Origin of the sequence: Rhodococcus sp. ENV425, from assembly GCF_002887785.1 — a bacterium.
Lineage (GTDB): Bacteria > Actinomycetota > Actinomycetes > Mycobacteriales > Mycobacteriaceae > Rhodococcus > Rhodococcus aetherivorans.
Window position 1 is genome coordinate 1 of sequence record NZ_PCZU01000015.1, and the last position, 16,841, is coordinate 16,841.

Sequence of the window (16,841 nt, forward strand, 5' to 3'; positions counted from 1 at the left end):
CCCAACCTCGTTGGGGGGCTTCCGGCATTTTTCGTGTCTTTTCCGGGGCGTCGCCATTCCCTTCCGGAAACCTGCGTTCACGGCCGTGACCGGGCCCCGTGAACTGCTCCGTTTCGTGTGAGAGTCGGTCATTGCGGTGCAGGCACCAGGTTGTACCGCTGGTAGCCCACGGGCATTGTCTCCTCGAGTTCCACTCGATGAGGGGACGGGCCGCTGTGCGCGGTGTGTCGGTGTTCGCCGGCTGGTTCGGGATGCTGAACGACGAATTTCTGGCTCTTCCGGAAATGAAGTGCAGGAGAGGGTGTGAAGATCCGAGGTTGACGCTGGTGTCGTTGCCGTAAGACGGGCCCCGGGCGGTCGAAGATGAAGGTTCCTACGCCACACATCGCGACCACACCGGGAGCCCAGTGTCCGAGCCTACTTCCCTGCCCGCCTCGATCGTCGCCGACACGATCATGCGCACCATCGAACTCGGTGTCACCATCACCGACGCCGCCCTCGACGACCAGGTCACCGTGGTGTTCTGCGATCTACTGGTCGACGGACCCGACCGCTGCCCGAGCTGCAGCCAGGCAGGGACGTACCGGGACACGATCGTGCGCACGGTGACGGATCTGCCGGTGGCCGGCCACCCGCTGCAGCTACGGGTGCGGGTGCCCCGCTACCGGTGTGTCTCCGCCTCGTGTGAGCGGGAGGTGTTCCGACACAACACCGATCGACTCGCTCGCGCCGGAGCGTCGACGACCCGCAGGTGTGCCCGCCATGTGTTGCGGCGGTTGATGGTCGACCGCACCTCCGTCGCTGCGATCGCTCGGGAGCTCGGTCTGTCGTGGGACACGGTCAATGCGATCGCGGTCGAGGCCACCACGACGTTGATCACCACCGACACCTCCCGGCTTGAGTCGGTGCGGGTGATCGGAGTCGACGAGCACCGCTGGGCGCACACCCGCCGGGCGGCCGGCGACGGCTATGTCACCGTGATCGTGGACCTGACGCCGGTGTTCGACGGGACCGGCCCGGCCCGCCTGCTCGATCTGGTGGCAGGCCGGTCCTCGGCGGTGCTGAGCACCTGGCTCGAGCACCGTGGTGCTGCGTTCCGCAGCAGGATCGAGGTCGTGGCGATGGACGGGTTCGGTGGCTACAAGACCGCTGCGACCAGCACAGTTCCGGATGCAGCGACGGTGATGGATCCGTTCCACGTCGTCGCCCTGGCCGGCGCCAAGCTGGATCTGTGTCGTCAGCGCGTGCAGCAGCACACCTGTGGGCACCGCGGCCGTTCGGGCGACCCGCTCTACGGCGTCCGCCGCACCGCCCGCACCCGGCAGGAGTTACTCAGCGACCGGCAACGCCGACGCCTCGAGGCGGTCTTCGCCGACGATCGGCATCTACCGTTCGCAGTGACGTGGCGGGTCTACCAGGACGTCATCGACGCCTACGCCGACCACGACCGGCGGCGTGGCAAGAAGCGGTTGACCCGGGTCATCGACACCATTCGCTCCGGCGTACCGGACGGTCTCGGGTGAACTCGCCCAGCTCGGACGCACCCTGCACCGCAGACGTGCCGATGTGTTGGCGTACTTCGACCACCGCGCCTCGAACGGACCCACCGCAGCGATCAACGGCCGGCTCGAAGCACTACGTCGGCACGCCCTCGGATTCCGCAACCTACTCCACTACCGGATCCGGTCCCTGCTGCACTGCGGCAACCTCACCCACGCGATCGATGCACTCTGAATCCGGAAGAGCCGAATTTCTCCTGCCCTGGAGGTCTATCTCAGCGGAACAGCCCGGCGGGCTGGAGGCGAAGGCGACAGGAGTGGAGCGCACCCATGGTCATCGTTGCAGGACACCTCACCGTCGAGCCGTGGCGGCGCAAGTCCTACTGAAGCACAGGCGATAGGTGCCGCAGTCGGTGAGAGTCGATCAGGGAGAGGTGCGGGTTGGCGCGTAGACCGCCGGCGGCTACCTGCCCGGGTGCAGCGTGTCGACGACCTTCTCCAGTCCGATCAGCCTGCCAGTGCCTCGCGCCGCCGCCACAGCCGGGCAACCGTCCATGGCCCGAACACGAGCGAGATGATGTTGATCCCGGTCTCGACCGCCATGTCCGCAGTCATGTGCCGGTAGCTGCCGTGCTCGAGGTTCCACAGCGTGTCCATGGCCCCGAGGAATGTCATCGCGCCGCCGGCCGCGATCCCCAGCGGGATGGCGACCGCTCGTCCCCTTGTCAGGTGCCAGGCACTCGTTGCGAAGCTCGCGGCCATCAGTCCGTCGGCGGCCGGAAAGGCGTTCTCGAACGCGATATAGGTGGCATCGTCGGACGACCTGACATGTCCGGCAGTGAAGTAGTCGAGCCAGTACACCGCGACGCCGCCCGCGACGCCGCCCATCGCAACCGCGTGCAGCCGATCGCCCCACGTCGGCGGTGGTCTCATCACGCTCCGTTCATTGCATCCGAGTATGGCGGCGGCTCTTCGCAGTTGAGGGTGTAGGGCTGGTCGGCGCGTCGGTGGCCGGGTCGGCCGGCGAGGTGCCGCCGGTCGGGGTCACCCGCCCTGTGCGCTGCTGCACGCCTTTCATTATGGGCGCGCGACGCACGACCGGCTCCGGCTGGGGTTGCCCTCGTCAGCGGGCCGGGTCGTCCTGGAACTGCCGGACCTCTTGCGAGCAGCGGCAGGCGACGGCGATCTTCGCGGCCCACTCGAGTGCCGCCTCCCGCGAGGGCAGCTCGAGAACGGTGTAACCGCCGTTAGGCACTTTGTGGCCGGGGTACGTGCCCTCGGTGACGGTGCCGTCACCGGCCACGAGCACCGGGTCTACGTCCTCATCGATCCCTCCGGCGAAGACGTACACGCCCGCCGCCTTGGCCTCGTCGATGACGGCATGGGAGGCTTCGACCACCGCCTCGAAGTCCTCCTCGGGGAACACCATGGCCTCGCCAGGGAACGAGATCAGGTACTTCGCCATTCGAGGACTCCTCTGCTCCTGCCGCGTCATTCGCCGGATCTTCTCTACGGCACCGCTCGAATGCCCAGCCCGATTGTGGCTCCGGCGCCCGACATGTGCTCGAGGTAGGGCGTCGCGACGGACCCGCAGAACCTCCTCGACGCTCTCCCCACGACCGCTTTCGCCTGTTGCGATGGACGGGTTCACCGGATTCGAGGCCGCCGCCGCGAAGAGCTCCCCGAGGCGGTCGCGGTCATGGCTCCCTTCCACCTTGCCCTCCTGGGCAAGCCGGCAGGGCCGCGTGGTGCCCCACCGTCGGCCTACGGTATAAATACATCTTGTGTCTATGTCGTATTCAGCCGCCGAGGCGGCCTACCGCGAGGTCAAGGAGCTGATCCTCTCGGGTGAGCTGCCCGGCGGGGATCTGATCAGCGAAGGGGAGATCGCCGCACGGATGTCGTGCAGCCGCACCCCGGTGCGCGAGGCCTTCCTCCGGCTCGAGGCGGAGGGCTGGATGCGCCTGTACCCCAAGCGGGGCGCGCTCGTCGTCCCGGTGGCGGACGGGGAGGCCGAGCACGTCGTCGATGCGCGACGGCTGCTGGAAACGCACGCCGTACGCGCCGTCGCGTCGGTTCCGCAGGCGCGGGAACGGCTCGAGCGCACGTTGCGCGAATGCCTGGACACCCAGCGGGAGCTGGCCGAGCGCGGGGACGTCGGCGCCTTCAGCGGCGCCGACGCGGACTTTCACCGCAGCATCGTCGCGGCGGGCGGCAATCCGCTCCTCGGCAACTTCTACGCAAGCCTGCGTGAACGCCAGCGACGGATGACGGCGCGTTCGGTCGCTCGTGATCCGGCGCAGCTGCAGAAGATCATCGCCGACCACACGCACCTGGCGGATCTCGTCGCCGCCGGGGATGCCGACGCGTTCGACGAGGCGCTTCAGGTGCACATGCGTGAGGTGCACGGACTCGGAGGGGGACGACTGTGACCGCTACTACCACCGACCCCGGTCGGCTGCCGACACTTACGGAAACGGTCCCGCGCGGGACGTGGCTGCTCGTGGCCGCCGCGATGTTCACCGTCGCCTGGGGTGGCAACGAGTTCACGCCGCTGCTCGTGATGTACCGGCTCGAACACGGTTTCGCGCCGGTCGTCGTCGACCTGTTCCTCTTCGCGTACGTCCTGGGCATCGTGCCGGCCCTGCTCGTCGGCGGCCCGCTCTCCGACCGGCTCGGGCGGCGACCGGTCATGGTGCCCGCGCCGTTCGTCGGCCTGGCCGGTTCCGCGGTGCTCGCCCTCGGGGCGGACTCCGCGCCGCTGCTCATCCTCGGTCGCATCCTCTGCGGGATCGCCCTCGGTCTCGGCATGGCCGTCGGCGGCAGCTGGCTGAAGGAACTGTCCGATCCGCGCTGGGATCCGCGCGCGACTCCCGGTGCCGGTGCGCGACGGGCCGCGATGAGCCTGACCGCCGGCTTCGGGGTCGGGGCCGGGGTCGCGGGGGCCCTCGCGCAGTGGGCGCCGATGCCGAGCGCCCTGACCTACCTCGTGCACATCGGGCTGAGCGTCGGCGCCGGTGCGGCGCTGCTCCGGACGCCGGAGACCCGGCCGGCGCAGTCGGAGGTGGAACGGACTCCGCTGCGGGAGGATCTGAAGATCCCGGCGGCCGGGCACGCCCGCTTCCTGTTCGTGATCGCCCCCGTCGCCCCCTGGGTGTTCGGTGCCGCGAGTTCGGCCTACGCGATCATTCCGGCGCTGATGACCGGACACAGCGGCGACGCGCCGGTCGCGTTCTCGGCACTGCTGTGCGTCGTGGCCCTCGGTGCCGGTTTCGCGATCCAGTCGCTGGGCCGCCGGATCGACACCCCACGCAATGCCCGGGCCGTGGTGGTGGCGCTGACGCTGCTCGTGGTGGGGATGGTCACGGCGGCGGTCGCGGCCGCGGCACTGACCGTGCCGCTGGCGCTGCTGGCCGCGGTCGTCCTGGGGTGCGGCTACGGCATGGCGCTGGTGTCGGGTCTGCAGGAGGTGCAGCGCATCGCCGGCCCCGACGACCTCGCCGGGCTCACCGCGGTGTTCTATTCGCTGAGCTATCTCGGTTTCGCGGTGCCCGCCGCCATGGTGTACCTGTCGCAGACGTACCCGGTCCTGACCTACCCGGCGATGTTCGTCGTGGGCGCCGTCGCGGCGGCCGCGTGCCTGGTGCTCGTCCTGGTCAAGTGGCGGGCGCACCTGCCGGAGCGAGCACAGGCCTGACGCCTCACGGCTCGGGCATCGGCGGCAGTGCCTTCTCGGCGAGCCACGCGTCCCACAGCGGACGCAGCGGTGCATCCGCGAACCGCGCCGCCAGATCGGTGAACTGCTCGGTGGTGACGGTCCCGTGCCGGTGCTCGGCGGTCCACTGCCGCAGCAACGCGAAGAACTTCTCGTCGCCGAGGCGCAGGCGCAGCGCGTGCAGGGTCAGGGCGCCGCGCTTGTAGACGCGGTCGTCGAACATCAGCTCCGGGCCCGGGTCGCCGAGGAGGAGGTCCTGGGGTTTGCGGCCGAGCCCCCGGTGCGCGTCGGCCGCGATCGCGTGCGCCGACGGGCCGTCGGAATTCTCCGACCACAGCCACTCCGCGTAGCAGGCGAAGCCCTCGTTCAGCCAGATGTCGCGCCACCGCGACAGGGTGAGGCTGTTGCCGAACCACTGGTGGGCGAGCTCGTGCGCGACGAGCCGCTCCTCGCCGCGGCTGCCGTCGCAGTGGTTCGCGCCGAAGATCGACAGGGTCTGCGCCTCGATCGGGATCTCGAGTTCGTCCGCGGTGACGACGACGCTGTAGTGCGTGAACGGGTAGGGCCCGAAGAGCCGGGAGAAGACGTCCATCATCTGTGGTTGCCGGCCGAAGTCCCGGTCGAAGTTCGCCTTCAGGCGCGGGGGATGCACCGCGTAGAGGGGCACCGGCCCGTCGGACACCCTGCGGGTCTCGTAGTTCCCGATCTGCACGGTGGCCAGGTAGGTCGCCATCGGTTCCGGCTGTTCGTACTCCCAGGTGGTCTGGCTGGCCCTCGTCGTCCTGCGCACCAGCGTGCCGTTCGCAATCACCTGGAAGGGCGAGTCGGCGGTGACCGTGATCCGGTAGCTGGCCTTGGCGCCGGGATGGTCGTCGCAGGGGAACCACGATGCGGCGCCGTTGGGCTGACTCGCGACGAGCGACCCCTCCTCGAGTTCCTCCCAGCCGACCTCGCCCCAGGGGCTGCGGATCGGTTTCGGTGTTCCGTGATAGTGAACGACGATCGTCAGCACCCCGCCCACGGGAATCTTCCGGGCCGGGGTGACGACGAGCTTGCCGTCGCGCTGGGCGTACTTGGCGGGCCGGGAGCCGTTGACCGACAGTTTCGTCACCCGCATCGTCGGTGCGAGGTCGAGCGCGAACTTGCCGCGTGCGTCGGTGGTGGTGGCGATGACGGTGGCCGTGCCGGTGAGCCGGTTGGCCACCACCCGGTAGGTCAGGTCGAGTTCGTACCGCGACACGCGGTACCCGCGGTTGCCGCTCCGCGGCAGGTACGGATCGATCGGGGCGTCCGGCTTCGCGGTCCTGCCGTTGTCGCGCGACTTCTTCGGGTCGTTCCCCGGCTTCACTGCGGGGACCAATCGCTCGGGTGTGACCACGGTGCGATCGGATTGCCTTGCCATCTGCTCGAATCCGGAACGACGTCGCCGCGCATCACCAGCGAGGCGGGACCGACGGTGGCGCCGGCTCCGATTCCGGCCGCGGGCAGTGCGACGCACTGGGGGCCGAGGGTGGCGCCGGCGCCGAGCGTGACGGTGTCCATGGACATGATCCGATCATGGAACAGGTGCGTTTGCACAACACATCCGCGTTCCACCGTCGCGCCGTCGCCGAGGGTCACCAGGTCGGCCTCCGGCAGCCAGTAGCTCTCGCACCACACCCCGCGGCCGATCTTCGCGCCCAGGCCCCGCAGCCACAGGTTCATCACGGCCGTTCCGGTGGCGGGCCGAGCGAACCACGGCGCCGCGACGGTTTCGACGAACGTGTCGGCCACCTCGTTGCGCCACACGAACCAGCTCCACAGCGGGTGCTCCTCGCGGCCGATGCGCCCGACGGCCACCCACTTGGCGGTCACGGACACGATGCCGGCCACGGCGCCGGCAAGGATGAGCACGAGGCCGCTCAGCGCCGCGGCCGGGCCGTATCCCGCCGCGCCGGCCAGCGCCTGCAGGGCGAACAGGACGCCGAGGCCGATGCCGAACGTGACGATCATGGGGAGCAGGCGGAAGGTCTCGACGAAGCCGCGTGCCACCCGGAGCCGCAGCGGGGGCGCGAACGTGCGGCTCGAGTCGCCGTCGTTCGCGGCGCGGCGCAGCCGCACCGGTGGGCTGCCCAGCCACGAGGAACCCGACTTGGCCTTCGACGGGGCAGCGGAGAGCACGGCGACGAGCCCGTACTTGGGCACCCGGCGCCCGGGGGCGGCCATGCCCGAGTTGCCGAGGAACGCGCGCTTGCCGACCTTGGCCCGGGAGATGTACAGCCAGCCGCCACCGAGTTCGTAGCTGGCGACCATGGTGTCGTCGGCGAGGAAGGCGCCGTCGGCGACGCGGGTGAACTTGGGCACCATCAGCACGGTGGAGGCTTCGACGTCCTTGCCGATGTCGGCGCCGAGCAGCCGCAGCCAGCCGGGGGTGAGCATCGAGGCGTAGAGCGGGAACAGGAACGTGCGCGAGCTGTCCATCAGGCGCTCGGTCGCCCACACCTGCCAGCCGACGCGGCTGCGGACGGGGTGGTGGCCCTCGATCATGCCGAGGGACAGGGCGCGCACCGACAGCACCGTGAGCGCGGCGAACACGAACAGGGTCAACAGTGCGGCCACCGGCAGGATCGCTGCGCTGCGGAGCAACGCGTCGGTCAGGTCGGCGGTGTCGCGGATCCACCATCCGACCAGCGTGAGGCCGGCGGCGATCGAGACGATCGGCAGCGAGGCCAGCGCCACCGACGTGAGGCCGAAGACCGGCACCCACCACGCGGCGCGGCGCGGCGGCTCGTCGGGCCACGGATGTACGGCTTTGCCGACCTTCCGCGCAGGGGAGCCCGCCCAGTGCTGGCCGGCCTTGACCCGGCCGAAGACGGCGGAGCCGGCCTCGACCTCGGCGTTCTTGCCGATCTTGGCGCCCGGGGCGAGCGTCGAGCGGGCACCGACGGTGGCGCCGGCGCCGATCCGGATGGTGCCGATGTGGACCTCGTCGCCGTCGACCCAGTGGCCGGACAGGTCGACCTCGGGTTCGACGGAACAGCCGTCGCCGAGTTCGAGCATGCCGGTCACCGGCGGCAGGCTGTGCAGGTCGACGCCCTGACCGACCTTCGCGCCGAGGGCGCGGGCGTAGTACAGCATCCACGGCGCCCCGGACAGGTTCACCGCGCCGCTGGCCTCCGACAGCCGCAGCGCCGTCCACAGCCGCAGGTGTTCGCTGCCGCCCCTCGGATAGGTGCCGGGTTCCAGGTTGCGCAGCAGCAGCCGCGTCCCGGCGACGGCGACGGACATCCGGCCGAGCGGGGTCAGGAACAGCAGGATCCCGAGCGCCACCCACCACCACGACATCGGCGCGAGCCACGGCAGGTCGACGAACAACGCGAAGACGTTGTTCGCCGTCGCCAGCCATGTCACCCATTGCAGTCCGGTCAGGGTGGTGAGCGGCACCGTGATGGCCAGCTGCAGCAGCTGCGTCCGGCGTGGGACGGGGGCCACCTGCCGCGGCGCGACCACCGCGGACGGTGCGAGGTCGTCGAGGTACCCGGCCAGCGAGCCGAGCCGCGGATGGTCGTACAGTTCGGCGACGGTCATCGCGGGGTAGCGCTCGCGCAGGGCGGTCACCAGCTGGGCCGCGGAGAGGGAGCCGCCGCCCAGTTCGAAGAAGTCGTCGTCGATGCTCTCGATCGGGGTGCCGAGGATCGACACCCACAGTCCGGCGACCCACTCGGCGGTCGGGTCGAGACCCAGGGCCTCGGCGGAGTCGGCCTCGGCGCCGGGCAGCGGCCACGGCAGCGCGTTGCGGTCCACCTTGCCGGAGGTGCGGGTGGGCAGCTCGTCCACCAGCGCCAGCCGCGGCACCAGGGCCGCGGGCAACTGCTCGCCGAGCAGGTCGCGCGCGGAGGCGAGGTCGAACTCCGGGTCGGTGCTGGCGATGTACCCGACGAGGATCGAGTGCCCGGCCGCGGTCTTGCGCACGGCGGCCGCGCCGCCGGCGACGCCGGGCAGGTTCTGCAGAGCGTTGTCGACCTCGCCGAGCTCGATGCGCCGACCGCCGATCTTGACCTGATCGTCGGCGCGTCCCTGGAACAGCAGGCCCCTGCGGTCGAGGGTGACCAGGTCGCCGCTGCGGTACGCGCGGTCCCAGCCGAGGGTGGGCATGGGGGCGTATTTCTCGGCGTCCTTGGCCGGGTCGAGGTAGCGAGCCAGTCCGACGCCGCCGATGACGAGTTCGCCGGTACCGCCCTCGGGCACGGGCCGGCCGTCGGCGTCCACCACGGCGAGGTCCCAGCCGTCGAGCGGCAGACCGATGCGGATCGGGCCCTTGCCGTCCATGGTTGCCGCGCATGCGACGACGGTGGCCTCGGTCGGCCCGTAGGTGTTCCACACCTCGCGACCGGGCACGGCCAGTCGCTCGGCGAGGTCCGGCGGGCAGGCCTCGCCACCGAAGATCAACAGCCGCACCGCTTCGAGCGCCTCGGCGGGCCACATCGCCGCGAGGGTGGGGACGGTGGAGACGACGCTGATGTCGCGGGAGACCAGCCACGGCCCGAGGTCCATCCCGGACCGCACGAGCGAGCGGGGCGCCGGCACGAGGCACGCGCCGTGCCGCCACGCCAGCCACATCTCCTCGCAGGAGGCGTCGAAGGCGACCGACAGTCCGGCCAGTACGCGGTCGCCGGGCCCGATCGGGTTCTCGCGCAGGAACAGCCGGGCCTCGGCGTCGACGAAGGCGGCGGCGCTGCGATGGCTGACCGCGACGCCCTTGGGGGTGCCGGTGGAGCCGGAGGTGAAGATGATCCAGGCGGCGTCGTCGAGGCGCGGGCCGCGCAGCTGTGGCGCGGGCGACGGCGGCGCGGTGCCCGGGCCGATGCCGTCGGCGGTGACGACGGCGGTGACCATCGCCTCCCCGAACACGAGTTCGGCGCGTTCGTCGGGGTCGTCCGCGTCCACCGGCACGTAGGCCGCGCCCGCCGCGAGGATGCCCAGGATCATCACGTACAGGTCCTTGGAGCCGGACGGCATGCGCACGCCGACGCGGTCACCGGCGCCGACTCCCGCGTCGGCGAGCCGGTACGAGCAGGCGATGACCTCTTCGACGAGTTCGGTGTAGCTGAGAGTGACGGTGCCGTCGTCGACGGCCGGGGCGTCCGGGTGGGTGTCGGCGGTGGCCCGCAGGATGTCGACGAGGGTGCGGGGGGCCGGGGCGTGGGAGGAGCGAACGAACTCCTCGGGGATGCGATACGACCGATCCGGATCCGTCGTGGGCTGGGCAGGCAATCGCATGTCCTTCTCTCGGCCTGGTGATGCGTTCGTCCGGTTATCTCACGGTCAGATGGACGGAGGGTGAACATCGGGTGTGTCGGTGCCCACTCCATCGGTGGAATCTCCCGCTCGACCCGACGTCGCGCTCCGCGGCGCGGCGTCCGATTCCGCTCGAAAAACCTTATCTCCCTGAAACTTCCGTTTGCGGGACGACGGCCGCCGCGATTCCGGTTTGACATCCGTGCGCGCTCCTGCAATCCTCTTCGGCAGGTCACGAGAACCAGCGACAAGCCCCGGCTAGCTGGTCGGCAACCCTCCTCCGCGGTGGGGTGCTCCGGGTGACGACCAGGCCGTGTTTCCACACCGGACACGGCAAGCGCGGATTCGGACCGTGATCGCACTCGGGCGACGAGGCGACCACCGGCGAATCCCTGAACGACGAGGGAACGTCATGACTGCTGCCGTACTGACCGCCGACACCTGCATCGCCCCGTTCGCCCGGGTCACCGGATGTGACCTGCAGGTACCCCTGGTCCAGGGTGGTACCTGCACCTACGCCAACTTCGACTACGCGGCGAGCGCGCCCGCCCTCGAAGCGGTCACCGAGCGGATCGCCGAGCTCCTGCCGTACTACGCCAGTGTGCACCGCGGTGCCGGTTACGCCTCCCGGATCTCCACCTCGAGCTACGAGCAGGCTCGTGAGTCGGTGGCCCGATTCGTGTGCGCCGCAGACGATCAGGTGGTGGTGTTCACCCGCAACACCACCGACTCCCTCAACCTCCTGGCCGGAGCCGTACCCGGCGACGTCGTGGTGCTCGACGTCGAGCACCACGCAAACCTGTTGCCCTGGAAGAATGCCCGCGTCGTCGAGGCCGCGGACACCGTCGCCGAGACGGTCCGCCGGCTCGTCGCCGAGCTGTGCAGCAAGCCCGCCGCGCTGCTCGCCGTCACCGGCGCCTCCAACGTGACCGGCGAGGTCCTCCCGATCGCCGAACTCGCCGACGTGGCGCACGCCTGCGGCGCCCGGATCCTCGTCGACGGAGCGCAATTGGTGCCGCACCGGCGGATCGACCTCACCGCTCTCGGCGTCGACTACCTCGCGTTCTCGGGTCACAAGCTCTACGCCCCGTTCGGTGCCGGCGCTCTGGTCGGACGCCGGGACTGGCTCGACGTCGCGGAACCGTATCTCGCAGGGGGCGGTGCGGTCCGCGAAGTGCGTCTCGGTCACACCGAATGGGCGTGCGCCCCGGCGCGGCACGAGGCCGGCACGCCGAACGTGCTCGGCGTCGCGGCCCTCGCCGCGGCGTGCGACGCGCTCGCCGGTTTCGACGCCGACGCCGTCGCCGAGCACGAGGAGGCGCTGTGCCGGCGCCTCCTCGGCGGGCTGCGCGACCTCGACGGCGTGGAGATCCTGCGGCTGTGGAGCGACTCGCCGGACTCGGTCGGCATCGTCACCTTCACGGTCTCCGGATTCGAACCCGGCGAGGTGGCGTCGTACCTGTCCGCCGAGCACGGAATCGGTGTGCGCGACGGCCGGTTCTGCGCACACCCGCTGCTCGCGCGGGTCGGCCTGCCCGGCGGTGCGGTGCGCGCCTCCCTGGGGCTCGGCAGTTCGTCCGCCGACGTGGACCGCCTGCTCGACGCGCTGCGCGGGCTCGTCGACGCCGGTCCCGGCTGGACCTACGCCAAGACCGACGGCCTGTGGGGACCGTCGCCCGAGACCCGTCCGGGCCTGGTGGAGTCCACCGCCGGCGCCGCGCAGTGCAGCTGACCGATTCCCGGGCGGACCGCCGGACAGGCACTGCCCGCCGGTCGAGCCGGCAGGTCTAGTCGACGTCGACGTCGACGGCCGCCGTGATGCGCATCAGCTCGCGGAACGTCGTGCGGAACAGCGTGCGCGGATGCCCGCCGGAGGCCCACAGCTCGGGGAAAGCGGCCAGGGCGGTGTCGACGTACGTGGTCAGGTTCGTCGGATGCCCGAGCGGTGCCACCCCGCCGACGGGCTGCCCGGTGACCTCGGTGACCACGTCCGGGGGCGCCGCAACGAGCGCACCACCGAGGCGTTTGCCCGTCCGTTCCGGGTTCACCCGATGCGCACCCGAGACCAGCAGCAGCACCGGTTCGTCGTCGAGCAGGAACACCAGCGACTTGACGATCGCACCCACGTCGACCCCGAGTGCGGCCGCCGCCTGCTCCGCGGTGTGCACCGACTCCGGCTGGGTTGTGATCAGCCCGTGATGACCGCGCGCGATGAGCGTGTCGGCCACCCGAGCGGCATTCGGATGCAGTGTCCCGGACATGGTTCCAGCCTAGGAGCCCACCGCCGTCCGTGGCCCCGATCGACAGGGCTGCCCGCAGTCGGCGGTCAATACAGGGGAAAGCCGTCCTCCGGTCCGAGCATGCGCTCGAGCCGGGTACGGGTGATCTTGGCCAGTTCCTCCGTGCACGCTTTGCGCTCCGCCTCGGGTTCGTGCGCGAGGCGGTGGTGAAGATCCGTCAGCAGTTCCCCCGGCCCGCGTCCCTGGGGGCACCACAGGTAGCGGTAGCCGAAGCGCTCCTCGTAGGCGGCCGCCGCGGCCGTGATCGCGGTCATCAACGCCTCGTCCTCGTCCCACAGCGAGCACTGCTCGAGCCGCGAGGCGGTGCTGCCGCGCCGGCGTCCCACCACCGGGTGGCAGTCGAGGGCCTCCGCGATCTCCGCGTCGCCCAGCGAGAACAGGGCGGCGTCGGCTCGGGCGAACAGTTCCGAGTAGCTCGCGTAGGGTCGCCCGGCCGCCACCGACTGGGCCCAGGTCAGCGACGCGCAACACTCGTACAGCGCGTGGGTGGCGCCCCGCCGGGACAGGGCATTGAAGGCGCCCAGACCGATGCCCTGATGCATCAACATGGCAGTCGCTCCTTTGCGAGTCGGACCGTTCGTGTCCTCAGGATCCGTCCGGTTCGCGGCGGTCACCAGTGGGGTAGCAGGGAATTTTCGAGGCTGTAACGAGCGGCCCTCGTCGGCCGTCCGAAGCGCAGACATTACTGTTGAGTAATGACTGCAGATTCCCGCTGGAACGCGTTCACCGTCGACGTCGCCGACCACGTCGCCCGCGTCACGCTGGTCGGGCCCGGCAAGGGCAACGCGATGGGTCCCGACTTCTGGACCGAGCTGCCCGTGCTGTTCGGCGAGCTCGACGCCGATCCGGACGTGCGCGCCGTCGTGCTCGCCGGCGCCGGCAAGCACTTCTCCTTCGGCCTCGACCTGCCCGCCATGAGCGGCGACCTGGGCAAGGTCCTCGCCGACAAGGCGCTGGCCGCCCCGCGCACCGAGTTCCACGAGATGGTCAAGCGGATGCAGGCGGCGATCACCGCGGTCGCGGACTGCCGCAAGCCGGTCGTCGCGGCCGTGCAGGGCTGGTGCATCGGCGGCGGCGTGGACCTGATCTCGGCGGCCGACATCCGCTACGCCAGTGCCGACGCGAAGTTCAGCGTCCGCGAGGTCAAGGTCGGGATGGTCGCCGACGTGGGTAGCCTCGCCCGCCTGCCGCTGATCATCGGCGACGGGCACCTGCGCGAACTCGCCCTCACCGGCAAGGACATCGACGCGGCACGTGCGGAGAAGATCGGTCTGGTCAACGACGTCTTCGCCGACGCCGACGCCGTTCTGGCGGCCGCGCAGGCCACCGCCGCCGAGATCGCGGCGAACCCGCCGCTGGTCGTGCACGGCATCAAGGACGTCCTCGACCACAGCCGCTCGGCGCGCGTCGACGACAGCCTGCGCTACGTGGCGGCCTGGAACGCGGCGTTCCTGCCGTCGGAGGACCTGACCGAGGCCATCACGGCAGTCTTCGAGAAGCGGCCCCCGGAGTTCCGGGGGCGGTAGAGGATGGACGGGTGCGACGGCATCCGGCCCTGACGTGGGGCGGCCGGCTGGTGCCGGTCGTCCCACTGTTGTATCTGGCGGTCTATCGGCCGTGGCAGCTGCGCTGGGGTGCGACCAGGACCGAAGTGGCTCAGCGGGTTCCGGGTGATGAGATCGTGCCCGGTCCGCACTGGTCGGCGACCCGTGCGGTGTCGATCGCGGCCGACCCCGAGGACGTGTGGCCCTGGCTGGTCCAGATGGGGGCGGGGGACCGTGCCGGCTGGTACAGCTACGACCTCGTCGACAACGGCGGGAAGCCGAGCGCCGGCGAGATCCGGCCCGAACTGCAGCGGCTCGAGGTCGGCGACCCCGTCCGGCTCGTCGCGGGTTCTCCGGCCGCCTTCCGGGTGGAGTCGATCGACCCCGGACGTTCGCTCGTGTATGCCCACTCGCACGACGGTGGCACGGTCACCGCCGTGCTGGTGCTGCGCCCGGACGGTCCCGGCCGTAGCCGGCTGGTGCATCGCGTGCGATTCCGCATCCCTCCGTCGCCGTTCGCTGTCGGCTGGGCCGCCCTCATGGACGCGGGGGACTTCGTGATGTCCCGGCGGATGCTGCTCGGCATCCGGGACCGGGCCGAGCGGCATGCCCGACGGCGCCGGGGCGGGCCGCCGCCTGTCGACGAAAGTCATGGGGCCACAATGGATTTCCGGCTCATGATCCCGGTGCGCCGACCGCCCGGTGCGGCGTTCGCGCTGCTCGCCGACGTTCAGGAACACGTGGGTGCACCGGCGCGCACGGGCGTCCGGATGAGCAAATCTCCACTCGGTCCGACCGCCGAGGGCACCCGGTGGCACGAGCGGGTGCGGCTCGCGCCGGGCTGGTGGATGTCCGTCGACAGCGTCGTGACCGCGATCGAGGAGCCGGAGCTGCTCGGGATGGACTTCCGGAGCGCCTGGTTCACCGGTCACCTCGACTACCGGATCGAGCCCACCCCGGGGGGATGTCTCCTGCGGCAGCACTTCGTCATGCGGTTGCCGCGCCCGCTGCAGTCGTGGTCGGCGCGGGTGGACGCCCGGCTCCGCCCGCGCCTGCTCGATCGGCTCGCCGAGGTCCGGGACGCGATCGAGCAGGGCGTGTGAGAACGCGTTCGGGCTCCGCAGCCGGCGGCCGCGGAGCCCGAACGATGCGTGGTGTCAGTGCCCGCCGTCGGCCTTCAGGCGCTCGATCGACGCGGAGACCTCGGCCTCGGCCTCGGCGCGGCCGACCCAGTCCGCGGCCTCGACGTGCTTGCCCGGCTCGAGGTCCTTGTAGTGCACGAAGAAGTGCTTGATGGCGTCCAGTTCGAACTGCGAGACGTCGCTGATGTCCTTGACGTGGTCCCAGCGCGGATCGCCCGCGGGCACGGCGAGGACCTTGTCGTCGCCCCCGGCCTCGTCGACCATCTTGAACATGCCCACCGGGCGGGCCTCGACGATGACGCCGGGGAACACCGACTCGGGCAGCAGCACCATGCAGTCCAGCGGGTCGCCGTCCTCGCCGAGGGTGTTCTCGATGTAGCCGTAGTCGGCGGGGTAGCCGAACGAGGTGTAGAGGTAGCGGTCCAGCTTCACACGGCCGGTTTCGTGATCGACCTCGTACTTGTTGCGCTGTCCCTTGGGGATCTCGATGGTGACCTCGAACTCCACGCCGTGTCCTCACTTGTAAGTCGATACGACTGCCGTATCTGCGGTGATGGTCCGCACAGAGGATAACGGGTCGGCGCTAGGCTGGTGGCGCAGGTGCCGGACCAGCGGGGCGGCCACCAGGGCGCGGGTTTCGCCGGAGCGGACGCCGCGGGATTCGACACAGCGGAGGCGTGTTGGCGGGGCAGGGCAAGAAGAAGCTGGGCACACTGGCGGGACGGCGCCGCCGGAACCTCCGGATCCTGTTCACCATCTGGGGAGCGGGAACCGTCGCGCTGCTCGTGGGGGGAGCCTTCGCGCTCTCCGACGTCCGCAGCGGGGAGGCCGCCGCCGCGATAGCGCCCGCGCCGGCGCCCGTCACCGCAACCCCGCAGGTGGCGCCGTTACCCGCCGACGCGCTCGCCCCCACCGCTCCCGCGCTGGCGGCCACGCTCGCACCGGCGCTGGGGAACGCGGGACTCGGCAACTTCACCGGCTCGATCACCGACGCCGCCACGGGCACCGTGCTGTGGTCGAAGGATCCCGCCCGGCCGATGATTCCGGCGTCGACGACGAAGGTCCTCACCGCCGCTGCGGCGCTGCTCGCCCTGCCGGCCGAACACCGCGTCACCACCAAGGTCGTCGAGGGTGGCCGGCCGGGGGAGATCGTGCTCGTCGCCGGCGGCGATCCCACCCTCACCGCCCGGCCCGTCGGCGAATCCGGCTTCTACGCCGGCGCCCCGCGCATCGCCGACCTGGTGCAGCAGATCCAGCGGAGCGGCACCGTCGTCGACACGGTGCTCGTCGACGCCGGTGCCTACGCCGGCGACCCTCTGGCCCCCGGCTGGTTCCCGGCCGACATCGCCGGCGGTTCCGTGGCC

The 16,841-nt window shown here is 70.8% G+C and carries 13 protein-coding genes, 1 pseudogene and 1 riboswitch; of the genes and pseudogenes, 7 read left to right on the top strand and 7 right to left on the bottom strand.

Annotated elements, in window-relative coordinates; all coding sequences use genetic code 11:
- Positions 1-455: 455 nt before the first annotated feature.
- Positions 456-1,734 (top strand): annotated as a pseudogene (locus CQZ88_RS00695) (ISL3 family transposase).
- A gap of 272 nt (positions 1,735-2,006) precedes the next feature.
- Here CQZ88_RS00695 and CQZ88_RS00700 read toward each other — a convergent pair.
- Positions 2,007-2,387, bottom strand: a complete 381-nt coding sequence (locus CQZ88_RS00700) for a hypothetical protein (protein WP_050034524.1) — start codon at positions 2,385-2,387, stop codon at positions 2,007-2,009.
- A 235-nt stretch (positions 2,388-2,622) separates the two neighbouring features.
- Positions 2,623-2,964 carry a YciI family protein gene (locus tag CQZ88_RS00705; RefSeq protein ID WP_006930444.1) on the bottom strand — a complete coding sequence of 114 codons (342 nt, stop codon included), beginning with the start codon at positions 2,962-2,964 and terminating at the stop codon, positions 2,623-2,625.
- A gap of 325 nt (positions 2,965-3,289) precedes the next feature.
- Here CQZ88_RS00705 and CQZ88_RS00710 point away from each other — a divergent pair, with 325 nt between their 5' ends.
- Together CQZ88_RS00710 and CQZ88_RS00715 are read left to right on the top strand one after the other, a co-directional pair.
- Positions 3,290-3,931, top strand: a complete 642-nt coding sequence (locus CQZ88_RS00710; RefSeq protein ID WP_102799097.1) for a GntR family transcriptional regulator — start codon at positions 3,290-3,292, stop codon at positions 3,929-3,931.
- A gap of 83 nt (positions 3,932-4,014) precedes the next feature.
- Positions 4,015-5,196, top strand: coding sequence for an MFS transporter (locus tag CQZ88_RS00715; RefSeq protein ID WP_258008396.1), 1,182 nt, complete (start codon positions 4,015-4,017; stop codon positions 5,194-5,196).
- Between the two features lie 4 nt (positions 5,197-5,200).
- Here CQZ88_RS00715 and CQZ88_RS00720 read toward each other — a convergent pair whose 3' ends face one another.
- Both CQZ88_RS00720 and CQZ88_RS00725 read right to left on the bottom strand, forming a co-directional pair.
- Positions 5,201-6,562 carry a M1 family metallopeptidase gene (locus tag CQZ88_RS00720; protein ID WP_102799099.1) on the bottom strand — a complete coding sequence of 454 codons (1,362 nt, stop codon included), beginning with the start codon at positions 6,560-6,562 and terminating at the stop codon, positions 5,201-5,203.
- A complete protein-coding gene (locus CQZ88_RS00725) occupies positions 6,559-10,473 on the bottom strand; it encodes a Pls/PosA family non-ribosomal peptide synthetase (RefSeq protein WP_102799100.1) in 3,915 nt (1,304 codons plus the stop codon). The genes CQZ88_RS00720 and CQZ88_RS00725 overlap by 4 nt, the downstream gene beginning before the upstream one ends.
- Before the next feature lie 248 nt (positions 10,474-10,721).
- A riboswitch (SAM riboswitch) is annotated at positions 10,722-10,837 on the top strand.
- 66 nt (positions 10,838-10,903) lie between these two features.
- Here CQZ88_RS00725 and CQZ88_RS00730 point away from each other — a divergent pair.
- Positions 10,904-12,223, top strand: coding sequence for an aminotransferase class V-fold PLP-dependent enzyme (locus CQZ88_RS00730; RefSeq protein ID WP_029540699.1), 1,320 nt, complete (start codon positions 10,904-10,906; stop codon positions 12,221-12,223).
- Positions 12,224-12,278: 55 nt separating this feature from the next.
- Here CQZ88_RS00730 and CQZ88_RS00735 read toward each other — a convergent pair whose 3' ends face one another.
- Both CQZ88_RS00735 and CQZ88_RS00740 read right to left on the bottom strand, forming a co-directional pair.
- A complete protein-coding gene (locus CQZ88_RS00735) occupies positions 12,279-12,752 on the bottom strand; it encodes a YbaK/EbsC family protein (RefSeq protein WP_006930436.1) in 474 nt (157 codons plus the stop codon).
- A gap of 65 nt (positions 12,753-12,817) precedes the next feature.
- Positions 12,818-13,339, bottom strand: coding sequence for a 2-oxo-4-hydroxy-4-carboxy-5-ureidoimidazoline decarboxylase (locus tag CQZ88_RS00740; RefSeq protein WP_006930435.1), 522 nt, complete (start codon positions 13,337-13,339; stop codon positions 12,818-12,820).
- A gap of 147 nt (positions 13,340-13,486) precedes the next feature.
- Here CQZ88_RS00740 and CQZ88_RS00745 point away from each other — a divergent pair, with 147 nt between their 5' ends.
- Together CQZ88_RS00745 and CQZ88_RS00750 are read left to right on the top strand one after the other, a co-directional pair.
- On the top strand, positions 13,487-14,317 hold the full coding sequence (locus CQZ88_RS00745) for a crotonase/enoyl-CoA hydratase family protein (protein WP_029540700.1): 831 nt from the start codon (positions 13,487-13,489) through the stop codon (positions 14,315-14,317).
- 11 nt (positions 14,318-14,328) lie between these two features.
- On the top strand, positions 14,329-15,438 hold the full coding sequence (locus CQZ88_RS00750) for an SRPBCC family protein (protein WP_029540701.1): 1,110 nt from the start codon (positions 14,329-14,331) through the stop codon (positions 15,436-15,438).
- Between the two features lie 54 nt (positions 15,439-15,492).
- Here the strand turns inward: CQZ88_RS00750 and CQZ88_RS00755 are convergent, their stop codons facing one another.
- A complete protein-coding gene (locus CQZ88_RS00755) occupies positions 15,493-15,984 on the bottom strand; it encodes an inorganic diphosphatase (RefSeq protein WP_006930432.1) in 492 nt (163 codons plus the stop codon).
- Between the two features lie 170 nt (positions 15,985-16,154).
- On the opposite strand from CQZ88_RS00755, the gene CQZ88_RS00760 reads away from it, so the two are divergent.
- Positions 16,155-16,841 (top strand): D-alanyl-D-alanine carboxypeptidase (locus CQZ88_RS00760; protein WP_180986909.1); only part of this gene is annotated, 687 nt, incomplete at its 3' end.

Excerpts from the sequence above, each read along its gene's own strand:
- CQZ88_RS00700 (WP_050034524.1), bottom strand. The coding sequence starts at position 2,387 with ATGGGCGGCGTCGCGGGCGGCGTCGCGGTGTACTGGCTCGACTACTTC.
- CQZ88_RS00705 (WP_006930444.1), bottom strand. The coding sequence starts at position 2,964 with ATGGCGAAGTACCTGATCTCGTTCCCTGGCGAGGCCATGGTGTTCCCC.
- CQZ88_RS00710 (WP_102799097.1), top strand. The coding sequence starts at position 3,290 with ATGTCGTATTCAGCCGCCGAGGCGGCCTACCGCGAGGTCAAGGAGCTG.
- CQZ88_RS00715 (WP_258008396.1), top strand. The coding sequence starts at position 4,015 with ATGTTCACCGTCGCCTGGGGTGGCAACGAGTTCACGCCGCTGCTCGTG.
- CQZ88_RS00725 (WP_102799100.1), bottom strand. The coding sequence starts at position 10,473 with ATGCGATTGCCTGCCCAGCCCACGACGGATCCGGATCGGTCGTATCGC.
- CQZ88_RS00730 (WP_029540699.1), top strand. The coding sequence starts at position 10,904 with ATGACTGCTGCCGTACTGACCGCCGACACCTGCATCGCCCCGTTCGCC.
- CQZ88_RS00735 (WP_006930436.1), bottom strand. The coding sequence starts at position 12,752 with ATGTCCGGGACACTGCATCCGAATGCCGCTCGGGTGGCCGACACGCTC.
- CQZ88_RS00740 (WP_006930435.1), bottom strand. The coding sequence starts at position 13,339 with ATGTTGATGCATCAGGGCATCGGTCTGGGCGCCTTCAATGCCCTGTCC.
- CQZ88_RS00745 (WP_029540700.1), top strand. The coding sequence starts at position 13,487 with ATGACTGCAGATTCCCGCTGGAACGCGTTCACCGTCGACGTCGCCGAC.